The organism is Chryseobacterium vietnamense (genome assembly GCF_031454475.1).
Lineage (GTDB): Bacteria > Bacteroidota > Bacteroidia > Flavobacteriales > Weeksellaceae > Chryseobacterium > Chryseobacterium vietnamense.
Window position 1 is genome coordinate 627,883 of record NZ_JAVDQX010000002.1, and the last position, 16,039, is coordinate 643,921.

Consider the following 16,039-nt stretch of genomic DNA (forward strand, 5'->3'; position numbering starts at 1 on the left):
CCTTCGTCAGAATGACAAAAGTCAAATTATTTGATCAAAGGAAACATTCAACTACTTTGGCCAGAACTTAAAAACATCTATTGCCTTTCCGTTTCCATAAAATAAGAATACTGATCTTCATCCACAATTCTAAAACCAAGACTTTTATAAAGATGCTGGGCTTTATTGGTTTTTAAAACACTTAATGAAACTGTTTTTCCTGCTAATGAAGCTTCCTCCAGGATATCAGACAAAATCTTTTTTCCAAGTCCTTTACCTTGTTGGGAGGGATCAATCTGAAGCTGCAGAACCTCAATGTTGGTAAATGTTCTGTCTAGTTTTAACAGCCCTATCGGTTGATGATCTAAAAAAATTATATGAGCTTTTTCAAACTGGTACAGAACTCGTTGTAAAGTTGTCTCTCTGTCAGTAGACAGTCCTGAAGTTTCATAATGAGGATTCATGGTTTTCATTCTGAGATTAAGAAGAAAATCAATATCTGTTTCATCAGCTTGTTTATAATGCAGGTTAAGATCCATATTCAAATATAAAAAATTAAGCTCTTACTTGAATGCAATTTTCAGTCCCATTTCTTATTGCGTATATTAAAGGTTGGAAGCTGAGAGAAGGAGGCAGGAAGTTACTATTGTGCTGGAGCGAACTTCTGCTTTTTTTATTGTAACTACTGTTTTTTAAAAAAATATTCCTGTCAAAAAACTTCAGATGTTTGACTTCCGCCAGAAACTTCCATCCTCTAGCTTCCATCTTCCAGCCTTATATTAACTCAAAAAAGCCCCTTCTCCCTATTTTTATTTTAGTTTGGGGGATCAGTTCCATTTTTTCATCAGCGTCCGTTATTTTGATTGTATTGATCTGAATTCCTCCGCTCTCAATTAACCTCCGGATTGCTGATTTGCTGAGGTCGCTTTTAAGCTGATGACAGAGTTCAACAAGAGAAATTGTGTTTTTCATACTTTTCAATGAAGCGATCGCCACACGTTCATACACTTTCTCTTCAGAATTTTTATTCTGAAACTGATTGATAAAAAACTGTTCTGCATTGTCAGCCGAAGCCGGATCATGGTACTGGCTGATGATATTTTTGGCAATCAGTTTTTTTATATTCATAGGGTTTTCACCTTCTGAAATTCTGGAAAGAAGCGCTGATTTTTGTTCCATAGAAAAATCGGTGGTAAGGTTGAGAAACTCTTCAATCAAAGCATCAGGAATAGACATGGTTTTTCCAAACATTTCATTAGGTTCGTCCGTCAATCCGATAATATTGTTCAGGGATTTACTCATTTTTTCTTTTCCGTCAAGACCTCTCAGCAATGGCATGCACATCACAATCTGAGCAGGCATTTGATGCACTTCCTGAAGCTGTCTTCCCATTGTGCAGTTGAAAAGCTGATCCGTGCCTCCCATTTCAATATCACATGCTATTTTTACAGAATCAAAACCCTGAAGAATCGGATATACCAGTTCATGCATAGCGATAGGTGTATTTTCTGTAAACCTTTTATTAAAATCATTTCGATGCATCAGCTGTGCGACGGTAACTTTTGAAAGGAGCTGGATCACCTCAGAAAAATCAAGAGCATCCAGCCAGTCAGAATTAAAAACAATTTTTGTTTTTTTTACATCGATAACCTTGGAGAGCTGATTGATATAAGTCTGGGCATTATGCTGTACATCTTCAGCACTTAAAGGTTTTCTGGCTTTGTTTTTCCCGGTAGGATCACCAATTCTTGCCGTAAAGCTTCCTACAACAATAATAATCTGATGTCCCAGATCCTGAAACTGTTTCAGTTTTTTTAAAACAACGGCATGTCCCAGATGCAAATCCGGAGCCGTAGGATCAAACCCCAGTTTGATAGAAAGTTTTCTGTTTTCTTTGGAGGCTTGAGCGAGTTTTTCTTCCAGCCCGTTTTCCGGCAGGATGATAGCCACATTTTCTTGTAATGGATGAATCATGTTGAATAGTTTTAAAATGAAAAAAGCCCGGACAGGTATTGTCCGGGCTCTATATATACGTTAGATTATTTTATTGGATTACAGATATAGAAAGTCTTCCCGAACGATAGCCCGGAGTGTAATATTCACTGAAGAATGGAAGACGTAATATGCTGTTCAGATATTTCATTGTTATGTAAATATACAGGTATTTCCTGAGGATCCAATATTTAAACCATTAAGACGCATTGCAGGGTTATAACAAGATTTGTTTTAAAAGAAAAACTTAACCATCCATCAATCTTAATGGCTTAAAATAATGGTTCAAAACAATTTTACTTGCGGTTTTTGAAGCTAATTTCATGCCATAAATCTGATAAGAACAAAATACACAGAAAAGATATTTATACTATATTTCGTTATCTTCGTATTCAGTTGGTAAGAAGCCTTTAGTACAAGGTAAATCTTCTGTTTTTAAATAAGTTTTATGAAGAAAAAAATTAATAGTTGAGTGCATGTTCAGCGTATAAGTTTTTAATCTGATCTTTCCAGATTTTCAGATCTTCAGAAGACGCTTTATCTGCTTTATCAAAAAATAAATGCCTGATGATTTCCAGCCCGGAATAGATAAAAATACCATTATCAGAGGTTAGTGTCAACGCTTTATCCATTCCCGTTTTTTCATATTCCTCATGAGATTTTCCATGGGTATTGATGATCACCGTCTTTTTATCTTTCAGAAGTCCCTTCTGTACGCCCTGATCATAGCGGTAGGCAAAACCATAACTGAAAACACGGTCTATATATCCTTTCATCATGGCGGGAAGTCCGGTCCACCAGATAGGATAGATAAAAGTAATCTGCTCTGCCCACGAAATGTATTCCTGTTCGGCTTTTACATCATCCGAAACTTTTCCCATGCGCTGTCCCTGCATATCATTCAGAGAGAGCACAGGATTAAAACCGATTTTATAAAGATCTCTTACGATAATTTCTTGATTATGGGACTGGAGCGTTTCAACAACTGTGTTTAAAATATTGTGATTTAAACTGTTTTCGTTAGGGTGTGCGTAAATGATTAAATGTCTCATTGCTTTGATTGTTAAGATTAATGAGACAAAAGTACTGCGGCGTGCCTTTCAAAAATTGTAAGAAAACGAAACAGTCTATCAGGATCTTGGATTACAGATCTCCTGCTGAAATTTTAAATACTGAGCCGGGGAAATATTGATAAAATGCCTGAAATCATGAATAAGCTGGCTTTGATCATAGTAACCACATTCGTCAATGATCGTAAACCACTTGACAAGGTTTTGCCTTTCTGTTTCCTTTTCAATGATTTTTATCGCTTTTAAAAAACGGTTATAGCGGGCAAGCTCTTTTAAAGAATAGCCAAACTGCTCTTTCTGCTTACGCTGGATATTTCTTTCCGTCTGTTGAGTTTGCTCTGCAATTACTTTTATTGGATTTAACAGGTCATTTTCAAAACTGCTCAAAAGCTGGCTGGTAGAATCCCGGTGCTGCAGATAAGGTCTACAGAATTCAAGGATATGATTTACCTGTCCGGAGGTTGAATGTAATGAGATAAGCTGATGCCAAAGGTCTGTAAAACAGTTTTCTTCCAGCAGTTCATCCGGATGTCTTGCCGGCTGTTCAATGGATATTTTTCCGAAAAACCTGAAAAATGCATCATCTTTAAAATTAGCAACCAAAATAGATGATCCTGAGGGAAGTGTATATTCAAAAGCTTGTCTCACAGGCCCAAATACCATACATTTATCTATCTGTATGACGGTCTTTTCGCGGGTAGACATGGTAGCACTTTCTCCAAAACAAAATAACAGAATAGTCTGATAAGTGGGTAAAAGCTTTTTGGTAATGGAGAATTCAGAAGAATTTTCAGCAAAATAAAAATGAGTAAATACGTTTTCAAATTCCTGAGGAACAGAAATTCTGTACTCGTTATATTCAGAATGTAATTCCATAAGCCTGAAAATTAAGAGATGAGGTGTTTTATCATTTTATAATTGATCATAGCAACTCCTTTTACAGAGACCGTTTTTTCCTGAACTACCTGAAAACCTGATTTTTCAAAAAATGGTCTGGCTGTTTTGCTTACATCCGCAGTAAGGGCCTTTTTATTATTCAGCAAAGCTTCTTTTTCAATCTGTTGGTAAAGGAGGGTTGCAATACCTTTATGCTGATAATCTTTGTGTACAAAAAGCAGATCAATATAATTTCCCTGATCGAGCGCACAGAAACCAGCGATTTTATTTTCAGTAAGAGCAAGTAAAACATATTGATCCCTGATCACTTTTATCCATCTTTCTTCATGATCTGCCCCAGATTTCCAGGCTTCAAGTTGTTGAAGATCATAGTCTTTTTTACACACTTCATCTATCGTTGCTCTAAAAAGCTGCAACATTTCCGGGAGATCATTATCAATTCCTTTTCTGATAATGATATGATGATCTGATGTAATTTTGTTCATAAAGCTTTTGCTGTTCTTTAGCCTTTCATAAAAAAGCAAGCAGTTCCACATCGTAAAAGGAAACTGCCGGCCATGTTATAGTTTTTATCCTGGTTCAATAATTATTCTTGCTGCATTTTAGTTTTTGAAGACAGCTTTTCTTTCGGTTATGTATAAAAGACAATTATTGAATGCAGGATGTTACATGAGTTGCACATATTTTTCTACTCCTGCTCAAGCTTGATGATAGATCCCTTGTAAAATTTAGTCAGATCATAAAGATCGGTAAAATAATGCTGAAGATCCGGGATGATGGCAGGATCAAAATTTTTCAGATCACATTGGTTTTCTGCCAGAAGATACAAAGACTGGTTATCCGGTTTCAGGTATTCACAAAGAATATTATCCGGATGCTGTTTTCTGTTGATGATCTCTGTAAGAAAGATTCCGTAGATCAGAAACTGATTGAAGTTTTTAGAATCCACAATATAATTCATGTCCTGTTTCAGCAATTTTTCATAATCTGAAAGAATCTGCAGAAAATTTTCGGCATGAACATTAGTTGGAATTTCATAAAAAAGGTCTATACCATTAATGAAAAGCTGTGTTTTGGTCTCCTCATGATCTGAAGAATAGACTTGATGAAACCATTGAAAAATAAGCAAAAGCTCTTCCTGGGTAAGCTCTTCAACAGAATCCTTTATTTTTTCTTTAATTGTTTCAAGGGTGTTTCTCGCTTCAGGCTGAAGAAATTTAAGAATATTCTCTTCTTCACGGCTGAGCTTATTGTACAAATTAATTTTGGCAATAGTGGGATTGGTCTTGATGAAATAAAGTTCTTCCGCCATAGTTATTTACCAAATTAGATTTCAAATGGTTGTTTAAATATACAAAATATGCATCAACTGTATTAAAAAAAATAATATGCAATGAATGGGATAGCTATTTTACAGTTTCATGCAGTGCAATTCTGTTTCCTTCTGAATCTTCGAACTCTGCTACAGCAAACCCATATTTTTCGTCAATTCTTTTGGGATAAAGAACAGAACCTCCGTTTTGAACGGCTTTTTCCAATGTTTTGTCAATATTTTCTGTTTTAAAATAAATAATAACACCGTTTTTGGATGGTTTGTATACTTCTCCTTTGGCCAAAGCGCCCGTAATACCACTGTTTTTTTCTTCAAAAGGAAATAAAGCCATTTCATAGTGGTCTATCACTTCTTTTTCAAAATTAAAGTTGAAAACAGCAGTGTAGAACTTTTCAGCACGTTCAAGATCATTTACAGGAATTTCAAAATAGACAACAGGATTGGTGGTTTTCATATTTTTTACAGGATTAGTTTTCTGTGGCTGACTACAAGATACACTTATTAGCAAAAAAAATATCAAAAAGGAAAACATCGGTTTCATGATTTCAAAATTTATACGGTGGATATTATTTACTGAATCTAAAATAAAGTTTTTAATTCAATTTCAAAAATAGATAGACTTATCTATTTTTTATCTACATTTGTAAAAATTTTCAAGATGAAAAAGGAAAAAGTACGGGAAAGAATTATCAGAGTTGCCTCAGAACTGTTTTATAAGCAAGGATATAATTCAACGGGAATCAATCAGATTATTGCGGAGGCGGATATTGCGATTGGTTCTTTGTACAATCATTTTTCTTCCAAGAATGATCTTCTCCAGGCGTATCTAGTCAAAGAAGAATTGGATTGGTTTGAGGGATTTGAAAACAGCGTATCCAAAATTTCAGAACCAAAAGAAAAAATTCTGGCACTTATTGATTACAGGAAAAAACTTCAGGAGACTTCAAAATTTGCAGGATGCCAGTTCATTAAAATTGTTTCCGAAATAGGAGAAGGCAATCCCTCTGTTTCTGGTTTTGCCAGACAGCATAAAGAGAAGCAAAAAGAAGTGATCCGAACAATTGTAAATGAATATGCGGCACAAACGAAGCAGGCAGATCCGGATTTATTAGCAGAAAATATTTTCCTTTTAATAGAAGGAGCGGTGATTACATCCACGATTAACAGAGAAAATAACTCATTTGATCAGGTAAAAAAATTGGTACGGGGCTTATTACCCTGATTTTTTTACTATTTAAAAAATAGATATATCTATATAAAAATGAAGTGTAAGTATTTGAAATTATTAGTGATATTGTTTGGCCAGTTGTTGACGATTATGGATATTTTTATCATCAATGTATCCATCCCTTCCATACAGCGTGATCTTCATGCTTCTCATGGAGAAATGCAGTTTATGATTGCAGCTTATCTTATTGGCTTTGCTTCTTTCCTCATTACAGGAGGGCGATTGGGTGATCTTTATGGGAGAAAAAAGATGTATATCATCGGGTTATTAGCTTTTATGATAAGCTCCGTTGCGTGTGGATTTTCTGGAGGAGCCTATCAGTTGGTGATCGCAAGGTTTATACAAGGAATAAGTGCGGCAATGATGGCACCTCAGGTACTTTCGATGATACAGATATTGTTTATTGATCATCATGAGCGGACTAAAGCGATGGGTTGGTACGGAATTACGATTGGGATAGGAACTGTGTTGGGGCAGTTTCTCGGAGGCTATTTTTCATCTTTGACAATGATAGAAGAACCCTGGAGGCTTATTTTTCTGATCAACATTCCTATAGGTTTGCCGGCAATTTTTCTTACGTTGAAACTATTGGACGAATCTACAATTTCTGTGAAACAATCCTTTGATGTTGCTGGTGTTCTCATTCTTTCTGCAGGATTGTTCTGTGCTACTTTTGCCCTGACAAGATCTGAGCATACAGGGCTGGGTTTTAAAAATGTTTTATTAATGATTGTTTCAGCAGGAATTTTATTTACTTTTATTAAAAATCAAAAGAAAAGAATTCGAAATGCATCTTCTTATCTTATTGATTTTGAGTTGTTCCGCTACACCAATTTCAATCTGGGAATCGTAGCAGTTTCCTTCTTTTTTATTATGCTGGACTCCTATTTCTATATTGTATCTCTGTTTTTTCAGCAGGGGTTAAAAATCAGCCCGTTGAGGGCGGGAGAGATTATTGTTTTTCAGGGATCAGGATTTATCCTTGCCTCTGCTATTTCAGTAAAACTGATTTTGAAATATGGAAAAAAAGCCCTGATGGCAGGACTTAGCTTTATTATTGTGATCCTTATTCTTCAGTTGTTGTTTTTCAGGATGGAAACTGATTTTCCGGTTTTTTGCCTGTTATTATTTTTGCATGGGCTGGGAATCGGATCCATCATTCCTTCACTCGCTGCTATAGCACTGTCGGGAATGTCTGAAAAGCTGATCGGAAATGCTTCCGGTGTTTACAATACTTTTCAGCAGATTGCTGCTATTTTCGGAATTGTTGTCGTAGGAAGTGTTTTCTATTACTTTCTGGGAGAAAAACCTGATGTGCAACATTACCATGAAGCTTTCTCTATTGTGTTACTGATTAATATATTCTGTCTGATTTTTGTAATGATCTGTGTTTTCAAAGTTCCGGATGATGTTCTTCCAGAACTGAGGCGGCGAAAATAAAAATTAAGGTTTCTTAGCTGACGTTCTGATTTCATTTAAAGTTGCTTTTGCAATATTTCTGGTCACTTCAGTAGGAGAGTGGCAGTCGCAGTTGCTGAGCCCAATCACATAAATATCTTCAGCAGGGATATAAACTCCCATACTTTTAAATCCGAAGACACTTCCACCATGCTCACGGTCAGGAACTCCATTGATGTCTTTCAAATGCCATCCGTAGCCATAAGTAAATTCTTCACCATTATTCAGTTTATATTTCTGAAGAGCTTTTTGAGTTTCTTTTAAATCCAATAATAAATTTTGATTTAAGGCCTGCTGCCATTTCAACATATCATCTGCTGTAGACATCAGTGAACCGGAAGAAAAAGGAACACTGAAACTGATGACGGTTTTATTCACAAATCCCTGTTCTTTTTTGTGATATCCGTAAGCTCTTTGAGGAATAACTTTTCTGTCAGAGGCATAATAAGAATGGTTCATTCCTGCTTTCTCAAAGATATTTTTCTTAATAAAGTCTTCATAGGAAGTTCCGGAAACAAGCTCAATGATATATCCCAAAACGACATAGCCGGAATTGTTATAATCAAACTTTTCTCCTGGTGCGAAATCAACAGGTTCATTTTTGAAAAAATTTACCATTTCTTCAGGTTTCATTTCTTTTTGAGCGATGGAAGCTATTGTCTTCATTTTCGTAAAGTCCTTTATTCCTGAAGTATGTGTCAGAAGATGATGAATGGTGATGTTATTTCCATTGGGATAATCCCTGATGTATTTGGAAACAGGATCTGTGACATTAAGTTTTCCCCGCAGTTCAAGGATCAGAATTGCTACAGCAGTAAACTGCTTGGTCATTGATCCGATTTGAAAAACATTCTCAGGGGTCATATTGACATCGAGTTCAAGATTGGCTTTTCCAAAAGCTTTCCGATACAGATTTTTTCCGTTCTGCGTAATCAGAAAAACACCGCCAGGTTCATTTTTATTCCCAAATTCTGTGTGAATAATACTGTCAATTTTCTTTTCATATCCTTTGGTATTAATCTGAGCATCCATTCTATAACTAAAAAATGGAAGCAATACAATAATGGTAATCAGCTTTTTAGTAATCATATCTATGTATTTTGTTATGCAAAGATATAATTTATTTTTATTACTATGTTATACAATATAGTTATTTGTAATTTATCCTGAAGATATTATATTTTAAAAACTATTTTACAGCAGAGATGATTAACATCATAGGTCTGCGGAGTTCCTCCTTCATCTCCGGAATTTCTTTTAGCATTTCCTGCCTTGGCTCAGGTTCAATAACTTCTTTGATTTTGAAGCCTGCTTTTAATAAGGTATTTAAATAAGACGTTAAAGTACGGTGGTATTTGATTACATTTTCGCCCAGAAAAGTAGTGTTCCTTTTTCCTTCTATAAAATATCGGTCGACAGGCCAGCAGATTTTCTGACCGTCTTTATCATATACCCAATCCTGACCACCTTCCGCAGTGAAAACAGGATGTTCTACTGAAAATACAAATGATCCTCCGGGACTAAGCCATTTATAAATATGCTGAGCGATAGTATCGAATGATTCTATATAATGTAATGTGAGTGAACTGAGTATTAAATCAAATTTTTCAGCAGGATAATCAACATCTTCCAGAGCTTTTCTTTCATAAAAAATTCCTTTCAAACTATTAATTTCCTGAGCTTTTGCCAGCATTCTTTCCGAAAGATCAATTCCGATGACTGATTGAGCTCCGTTTTCTATCGCATAACGGCAATGCCATCCGAAACCGCAGCCAAGGTCAAGAACATCTTTTCCCTGAAAATCCGGCAGCATGTTTTTCAAGGTGTGCCATTCTCCTGCTCCTTCCAGTCCTATCTGGGAACGGAGCATTTTTTCGTACTGATCAAAAAATGAAGGATTATCGTATTTATTTTCTTTCATAGCTTCAAAAATTGTGATTCTTAATTATTGATCCTTATCAACATTTTAAACCTTGGCAAGGATCAAAGATTGCTGTTCTTTCTGATATCTCAGATTTGAAAAGTAAATTTACAACAATATTAAAGTTCAACGCTTTCCGATCAATGAAAAAATAAAAGCTGAATGTAAACATCCAGCTTTATATCAACTCTTGACTGAAATTTTTAATTCAATTCCGTATACTTTTTAAAATTATCAAGAATTGCCTGCCAGCCTCCTTTCTGCATTTCTTCGGGATTCTGGTTTTCAGGATCGAAAGCTACATCTACATGAGTCTGACCGGCATTTTCTTTAAAGTCAACCTGTACTTGTCTTCCGTCAGGCATGGTGTACTTAAAGTTTTCTCCTTCTTTTATTTCATCATAAACAGCTTCAAAGTCGAAACCGAAGCTTCCGTCTTTAGCTTCCATTCGTGCTGCATATTTTCCACCTACTTTCATATCATTGGAAGCAGAGGGACATTGCCATGAAGGATCAGCAAAGTTCCATTGGGTAATGTGTTCAGGATGGGTGTAATAATTCCATACTTTTTTTGCATCTGCGTTGATAGTAGCAGAAACTGTGATTTTGTGACTCATTTTTTTATTGATTTAAGGTTACCAGTAATTCGTCAAGTTTTTCTAATGTGGCCATCATTCCCTGTTCCATTCCCATTTCGATAATGGTTTCCAGATCAGTTAAGGATGCATAGCTTACAATTGTTTCTACAAGAGTATTTTCATTTTTATCGGTGAAAGTTACTGCCCATTCTGCCTGAGGAAGATTGGTGTTGATTTCTCCTTTTTCGTTGCAGAATGCATCGCTGGAAGTATAAGAATCAATGGGGTTGATCTTGTGGTAGCCTACCCAGCCCCAGTATTCAGTTCCGTTGGGGTCCACCATTGCATAATGCCAGTGTCCGCCTTCACGGAATTCCATGGATTTTGTTTTGGTAGTGAATGGTTTTGGGGCAAACCAGCGGTCCAGAAGTTCACTTTTTGTATAGCAGTCCCACACCAATTGTCGGTTGGCCATAAACTCACGTCTGATCGTTAAGGTGTTCTTTTCTTTGTCTGCAAGAAAATCGAACTGAAGAAGATGTTTCATAATACTATTTTATAGTTTGGTTGTTGTATTAATTTTATTGCTGATGGCTTTTTAATGTCGCCAGTAAAGTATCAAGCTGCTCAAAACGGCTTTCCCATATTTTTCTGAATTGTTCCAGCCAATGATCTATTTCTTTCATTTTATCAATTTCTAAAAAGTAATAAATTTCCCTTCCCTGGTGATTTTGGGTAACCAATTCACACTCAGTCAGAATTTTCAAATGCTTTGAAACAGCCTGTCTGGTGGTATCAAAATGCTCTGCAATGGCATTGGGTGTCATCGCCTGTACTGCGATCAGTGCAATAATAGCCCTGCGTGTGGGATCTGCTATTGCCTGGAAAATATCTCTTCTCATAGTTGATGATTTTTATATGAAACCATATGGTTGCAAATATATGTGCAACTTTTCGGTTTCGCAATTTTTTTTGATAAAATTTATAGATCAGAAACTGAAAAACGATAGAAGGTATTTATTAATTGACTTTAAATGAGTTGTTTGTGGTAGGGTTGGGAAAGTTTTACCTTTTGTTTTCCCGCATCGCTTTAATCAATCTGTCATTTCTTTTGTCAGCTCTTTCATTGTTTAAAGAAAGTACAGCCCAGATTGCAGCAGGAAGCCATCCGATCAAAGTGATATGTAAAATAAGACAGATGATTCCGGTGAAAACTTTTCCACGGACCATGAAAGATAAGAAGGGAAGTAAGATGGCTAATAACATGATTTTTGTTTTTAATTAATTTGATTTTAACGGGACTGAGGATCAAAATAGGCTTTAAAAGTAAGAGGATCTTCGGTTTTATCCTCAGCTTCTTCAAGATATTCCAAATACTCTTCCTGATGTTTCTCCATATAAACAAGCACAATAGCTAGGTTTACAAAAAGATTTTTGTCTTTAGAACCCAAATGTAATGCCCTTTTTAAATACTCCAGAGCCTTTTCATTTTCTCCCATATCAGAGTAAATAGCACCAATATTGATTAGAGCTGAAGTGTTTTCAGGTTCAATCAATAAGATTTCATCTAATTCTTTCACCAACAGATCGTTTAAAGCATCCCAATGGTCTTCATTTTCCCATCTTTTAGCCTGAAGTTTTTTTACGTTTTCTAATCTTGTTGTTATCGTACTCATTATTTATAATTACAGAATGGATGTTTATTTATAAAGTGCAAATTTAGCTTTTTACTCTTTAAGTCCATCCAGTAATGCAGCTTTCAGGATTTCAATGTTGATATCTTTCAATGCTTTGAACTTAATGCAATATCCTGTAACACTGGCTTTACCTATCTTCTGTCCATAAGTTTCTGACAGATGGGTTTTATCGCTGATATTCATAATATAGACAGAGATACCAGTGGTATTGGCACTCATCCCGATCTGATAAAAATCCCTGGTTTTTCCATCAGCATATTTTAATGTATACAGTCCGTATCCGATATTGGGATTGGAAACAGTTTTATTTTCACTGTTTTTACCATCGAGAAACCACAGCTTGCATTCTGGCATAATCTCAAGAATGAGCTGGTGGAGTTCCTGCATATCTTTGCGTTTCTTTTCAGGCTGGCTGTAGATATATTCCTGGATTTGTTCTTGGATGGTCATGGATCAGGTAATTGGTTTTTGAGGTTATCAAGCGACTAATTTACAAAATTTCATAAAGTGCAACAGGTGAATCATGAAACAAAAAAGAACAGCAATTGCTGTTCTTTTATATTGTATTTTTCCTGATCTAATGAATCAGTTCTTTCATTGTTTTCTCTGTTTTCATCAGTTCACCATCTGGAATCTGATGATTAAGATAGGTGAAAAGCAAATTGGTAACCCAGCTGTTTTCAACCTGATGAACATAGTAGGAGCAGATCAAACCAAAATCATCGGAAATATAAGCAGGAAGATCTGAAGAACCCGTAGTTCTGAAGGTGGAAACAAAAATTTCCCTTCGGATATCACTTATTTTGTCCTCTGTTTCCTCATCAAAATGTTTTTCTTCAACTGCTTGATAAGCTTTCATCCATTTATCTGAAAAGTCAGCAGAATCTCTGTTGTCAAGGATTGTATCAATTTTTTCAGAATTAACGATGCCAAGGGTTGCTTTTAAAGCTTGATTAAAAACAGTTTCCAATTTGTTGATTTCTTCTTTCATAGTGTAATCCTATCCAAACGCTCTTTTCAACAGACTTTCCACTTTCGGCTCGCTGCCTCTGAAACTCTTGTAAAGTTCCATCGGATCTTTTGTTCCCCCAGAAGAAAGCAAAACTTTATATTTGGCTGCAATCTCAGGATTGAAGATTCCGTTTTCTTTAAAATACTGGAAAGCATCGGCATCCAGAACTTCCGCCCATTTGTAAGAATAATATCCTGCAGAATATCCTCCCTGGAAAATATGGGAAAAGCTTGGGCTCATCGCTGTTTCTGGGTTAGAAGGATAAAGGGTGGTTGCTTTGGTATATTTATCTTCAAACTCCTTTACACTTTCATTCTCCAGTTCTGCCACTTTGGTGTGATAGTTCATATCCAGAAGACCGAAACCAAGCTGTCTTAAAGTCTGGTAGCCTTCCATGAAGTTTTTAGACTGCGCTATTCTTTCAATTTTTTCATCAGGAAGTACTTCGCCTGTTTTATAATGTTTGGCGAACGTTTTTAAGAATTCCGGTTCATAGCAGAAGTTTTCCAGAAACTGTGACGGAAGTTCCACGAAATCCCATTTAACGGAAGTTCCGGAAAGAGTAGGATATTGAGTATCCGCCATCATTCCGTGAAGCGCGTGCCCGAACTCGTGGAATAAAGTAGTCACCTCCTGGAAAGTCAGTAAGCTGGGCGTATCTTTTGTAGGTTTGCTGAAGTTGCAGACAATTGAAATATGCGGACGGGAATTTTCCCCGTTTCGTTTGTACTGATTTTTGTAGCTGGTCATCCATGCACCGGCTCTTTTCCCTTTTCTTGGGAAGTAATCAACATATAAAAGAGATTTATAAGTCCCGTTCTCTTTTACTTCATATACTTTTACATCGTCGTGGTATTTCGGAATGTCGTTTCTTTCCTCAAAAGTCAGTCCGAAAAGTTGTTCAGCCAATCCAAATACAGCATCCTGTACCTGGTTTAATGGGAAATAAGGTTTCAACTCTTCATCATTAAGATCAAATTTTGCCTTGCGAAGTTTTTCAGCGTAGAATGCATGGTCGTACCCTTGCATTTCGTCAATTCCCTCAGCTTTTGCCAAAGCTTTTAATTCTTCAATTTCTTTATCAGCATAAGGTTTTGCCTTGGTAAGAAGTTCATTTAAAAAATCAAAAACCTTTACCGGAGACTTCGCCATTCTTTCTTCAAGGACAAAATCAGCATAGTTTTTATACCCAAGAAGCTCAGCTTTTTGCTGTTTTAAATTCAAAAGCTCCTTAATCAGATTCTGATTGTCGAATTCTCCACCATCGAAAGATTTTTTACCATTTGCCAGAGCGAGTTCCTTTCTCAGTTCACGGTTTTCAGCATAGGTCATAAACGGAATATAACTTGGGTACTGTAACGTTACTACCCAACCATCAAGGTTTCTTTCTTTCGCTTCTTCAGCATATTGGTCCATGATGGCTTCAGGAATTCCCGCAAGATCTTCCTTATTCGTAATATGTTTAAAATAAGCATTGGTAGAAGCCAGCACATTTTGTCCGAACTGTAAAGATTTTACAGAAAGATCCATACTTATTTTCTTCAATTTTTCTTTGTCTTCCTCATTAAGTAAAGCTCCGCTTCTTACAAAACCTTTGTAGGTTTCATTCAAAAGCATTTCCTGTTCTTCATTGAGATTATATTTTTCCTTTTCATCATATACTTTCCGGATTTTGTTGAAAAGGGCTTCGTTTTGAGAAATTTTTGAAGAATATTCTGTTAAGATCGGAGAAACTTCCTGAGCAATCTGCTGGATTTCATCGCTGGTCTCTGCAGAATTTAAGTTGAAAAAAATATTGGAAACCACATCCAGTTGTTCTCCTGAATAAGCCAGTGCTTCGATTACATTTTCGAAAGTGGGAGCTTCAGGATTGCTGACAATTGCATTAATTTCTGCTTCAGATTTTTGAATCAACTCTTTAAATGCAGGAAGATAATCTTCATTTTTAATACTGCTGAACGGAGCCGAATGATATGGAGTGTTAAATTTTTCTGTTAAAATATTCATTTTAGATCTTTTATATAAGGTAAATTTAATGATTCATTGGGAATCACAGCTGAAACGGTCAAAAATAATGCCTTACTCGTGTGGTATGACAAAAATACATTATCTTTAATTAATCTTGTCATATGGAAAGAAGGAGTGATGTGGGAATATTTAATTTTGAAACAGATTTAAAATAAATAACCTTAAAATATATAGACTATGAAAACACTCTTAAAAATCATTGGTGCCATCCTTGTGCTGGCTATCATCTATGCAGTCATTGCCGTACTGGCTTTCAGTAAAGATTATCACTATGAAAAATCTGTTGTCATCAATGCACCACAGGAAAAAGTATGGCCTTATGTAGGTACTTTAAAAGGTTACAATGAATGGGATCCTTTTTCCAAGGCTGATAAAAATATTGTGATTACGTATTCAGGAAATGGAGATAAATTAGGAGATTCTTATCACTGGAAAGGCGATAAAAATGTAGGAGAAGGAGAACAATCCATTACTGAGCTTATTCCAAATCAAAAAATGAGTACAAAACTTCATTTTATAGAACCTTTTGAAGGAGATATGAAGGCTAATTTCATTGTGAAACCGGAGGGAAGCGGAACCAGGGTGACATGGATGATTGATAATGAACTTACTCCTATGATGAAGATTATGAAACCGCTGATGAACTTCAATATGGATAAAATGTTTAGTAAGGGATTAGGAGATCTGAAGAAACTTGCTGAATAATAAATCGGAAGGCCTTGTAAATTTTACAGGCCTTTTTTTATATCATTATTCATAGGTTTAACCATAGTCTTTTATCCTTTCATTTTGCGGATAATGTCCATTTCCGAAAAGTTATTTTACAATATGCTATTGAAATATTAT

20 protein-coding genes are annotated in these 16,039 nt (G+C 35.8%); 3 read left to right on the forward strand and 17 right to left on the reverse strand.

Annotated features, from left to right (window positions below; translation table 11 throughout):
• Positions 1-77: 77 nt before the first annotated feature.
• From J2786_RS12100 to J2786_RS12130, 7 genes are all read right to left on the reverse strand, one after another.
• On the reverse strand, positions 78-518 hold the full coding sequence (locus J2786_RS12100; protein ID WP_047434719.1) for a GNAT family N-acetyltransferase: 441 nt from the start codon (positions 516-518) through the stop codon (positions 78-80).
• A 235-nt stretch (positions 519-753) separates the two neighbouring features.
• Positions 754-1,953 (reverse strand): tyrosine--tRNA ligase, encoded by a 1,200-nt coding sequence (gene tyrS / locus J2786_RS12105; RefSeq protein ID WP_047434716.1) that lies wholly within the window; start codon positions 1,951-1,953, stop codon positions 754-756.
• A gap of 479 nt (positions 1,954-2,432) precedes the next feature.
• Positions 2,433-3,023, reverse strand: coding sequence for an NAD(P)H-dependent oxidoreductase (locus J2786_RS12110; protein WP_047434714.1), 591 nt, complete (start codon positions 3,021-3,023; stop codon positions 2,433-2,435).
• A 78-nt stretch (positions 3,024-3,101) separates the two neighbouring features.
• Entirely contained in the window at positions 3,102-3,917 is an 816-nt protein-coding gene (locus J2786_RS12115; RefSeq protein ID WP_047434713.1) for a helix-turn-helix domain-containing protein, read from the reverse strand.
• A gap of 11 nt (positions 3,918-3,928) precedes the next feature.
• Positions 3,929-4,423 carry a GNAT family N-acetyltransferase gene (locus tag J2786_RS12120; RefSeq protein ID WP_052187124.1) on the reverse strand — a complete coding sequence of 165 codons (495 nt, stop codon included), beginning with the start codon at positions 4,421-4,423 and terminating at the stop codon, positions 3,929-3,931.
• A 203-nt stretch (positions 4,424-4,626) separates the two neighbouring features.
• The gene (locus tag J2786_RS12125; RefSeq protein ID WP_047434710.1) at positions 4,627-5,250 is read right to left on the reverse strand and encodes a hypothetical protein; all 624 of its coding nucleotides are present in this window, start codon (positions 5,248-5,250) and stop codon (positions 4,627-4,629) included.
• A gap of 94 nt (positions 5,251-5,344) precedes the next feature.
• Positions 5,345-5,725, reverse strand: coding sequence for a VOC family protein (locus J2786_RS12130; protein ID WP_310025373.1), 381 nt, complete (start codon positions 5,723-5,725; stop codon positions 5,345-5,347).
• Between the two features lie 204 nt (positions 5,726-5,929).
• Here J2786_RS12130 and J2786_RS12135 point away from each other — a divergent pair, with 204 nt between their 5' ends.
• Positions 5,930-6,493, forward strand: coding sequence for a TetR/AcrR family transcriptional regulator (locus J2786_RS12135; protein WP_047434709.1), 564 nt, complete (start codon positions 5,930-5,932; stop codon positions 6,491-6,493).
• Between the two features lie 39 nt (positions 6,494-6,532).
• Entirely contained in the window at positions 6,533-7,939 is a 1,407-nt protein-coding gene (locus tag J2786_RS12140) for an MFS transporter (RefSeq protein ID WP_047434706.1), read from the forward strand.
• A 3-nt stretch (positions 7,940-7,942) separates the two neighbouring features.
• Here the strand turns inward: J2786_RS12140 and J2786_RS12145 are convergent, their stop codons facing one another.
• From J2786_RS12145 to J2786_RS12190, 10 genes are all read right to left on the reverse strand, one after another.
• Positions 7,943-9,046, reverse strand: a complete 1,104-nt coding sequence (locus J2786_RS12145; protein ID WP_047434704.1) for a serine hydrolase domain-containing protein — start codon at positions 9,044-9,046, stop codon at positions 7,943-7,945.
• Between the two features lie 100 nt (positions 9,047-9,146).
• Positions 9,147-9,878, reverse strand: coding sequence for a class I SAM-dependent methyltransferase (locus J2786_RS12150; protein WP_047434702.1), 732 nt, complete (start codon positions 9,876-9,878; stop codon positions 9,147-9,149).
• Between the two features lie 203 nt (positions 9,879-10,081).
• Positions 10,082-10,495 (reverse strand): SRPBCC family protein, encoded by a 414-nt coding sequence (locus J2786_RS12155; protein WP_047434699.1) that lies wholly within the window; start codon positions 10,493-10,495, stop codon positions 10,082-10,084.
• A 4-nt stretch (positions 10,496-10,499) separates the two neighbouring features.
• Positions 10,500-11,003, reverse strand: a complete 504-nt coding sequence (locus J2786_RS12160; RefSeq protein ID WP_047434695.1) for an SRPBCC family protein — start codon at positions 11,001-11,003, stop codon at positions 10,500-10,502.
• Between the two features lie 34 nt (positions 11,004-11,037).
• Entirely contained in the window at positions 11,038-11,358 is a 321-nt protein-coding gene (locus J2786_RS12165; RefSeq protein WP_047434692.1) for an ArsR/SmtB family transcription factor, read from the reverse strand.
• 163 nt (positions 11,359-11,521) lie between these two features.
• Positions 11,522-11,722, reverse strand: a complete 201-nt coding sequence (locus tag J2786_RS12170; protein WP_310025383.1) for a YqaE/Pmp3 family membrane protein — start codon at positions 11,720-11,722, stop codon at positions 11,522-11,524.
• Positions 11,723-11,748: 26 nt separating this feature from the next.
• The gene (locus J2786_RS12175) at positions 11,749-12,132 is read right to left on the reverse strand and encodes a tetratricopeptide repeat protein (RefSeq protein ID WP_047434688.1); all 384 of its coding nucleotides are present in this window, start codon (positions 12,130-12,132) and stop codon (positions 11,749-11,751) included.
• Between the two features lie 51 nt (positions 12,133-12,183).
• Complete coding sequence (locus J2786_RS12180; RefSeq protein WP_047434685.1) at positions 12,184-12,603, reverse strand: DUF1801 domain-containing protein; 420 nt, start codon at positions 12,601-12,603, stop codon at positions 12,184-12,186.
• A 127-nt stretch (positions 12,604-12,730) separates the two neighbouring features.
• Positions 12,731-13,144, reverse strand: a complete 414-nt coding sequence (locus J2786_RS12185; RefSeq protein WP_047434683.1) for an immunity protein PIM1 family protein — start codon at positions 13,142-13,144, stop codon at positions 12,731-12,733.
• 9 nt (positions 13,145-13,153) lie between these two features.
• Positions 13,154-15,172, reverse strand: coding sequence for a M3 family metallopeptidase (locus J2786_RS12190; protein WP_047434679.1), 2,019 nt, complete (start codon positions 15,170-15,172; stop codon positions 13,154-13,156).
• Positions 15,173-15,370: 198 nt separating this feature from the next.
• Between J2786_RS12190 and J2786_RS12195 the strand changes: the two genes are divergently transcribed.
• Positions 15,371-15,898: an SRPBCC family protein gene (locus J2786_RS12195; protein WP_047434677.1), complete on the forward strand. Its 528-nt coding sequence runs from the start codon at positions 15,371-15,373 to the stop codon at positions 15,896-15,898.
• Positions 15,899-16,039 lie beyond the last annotated feature (141 nt).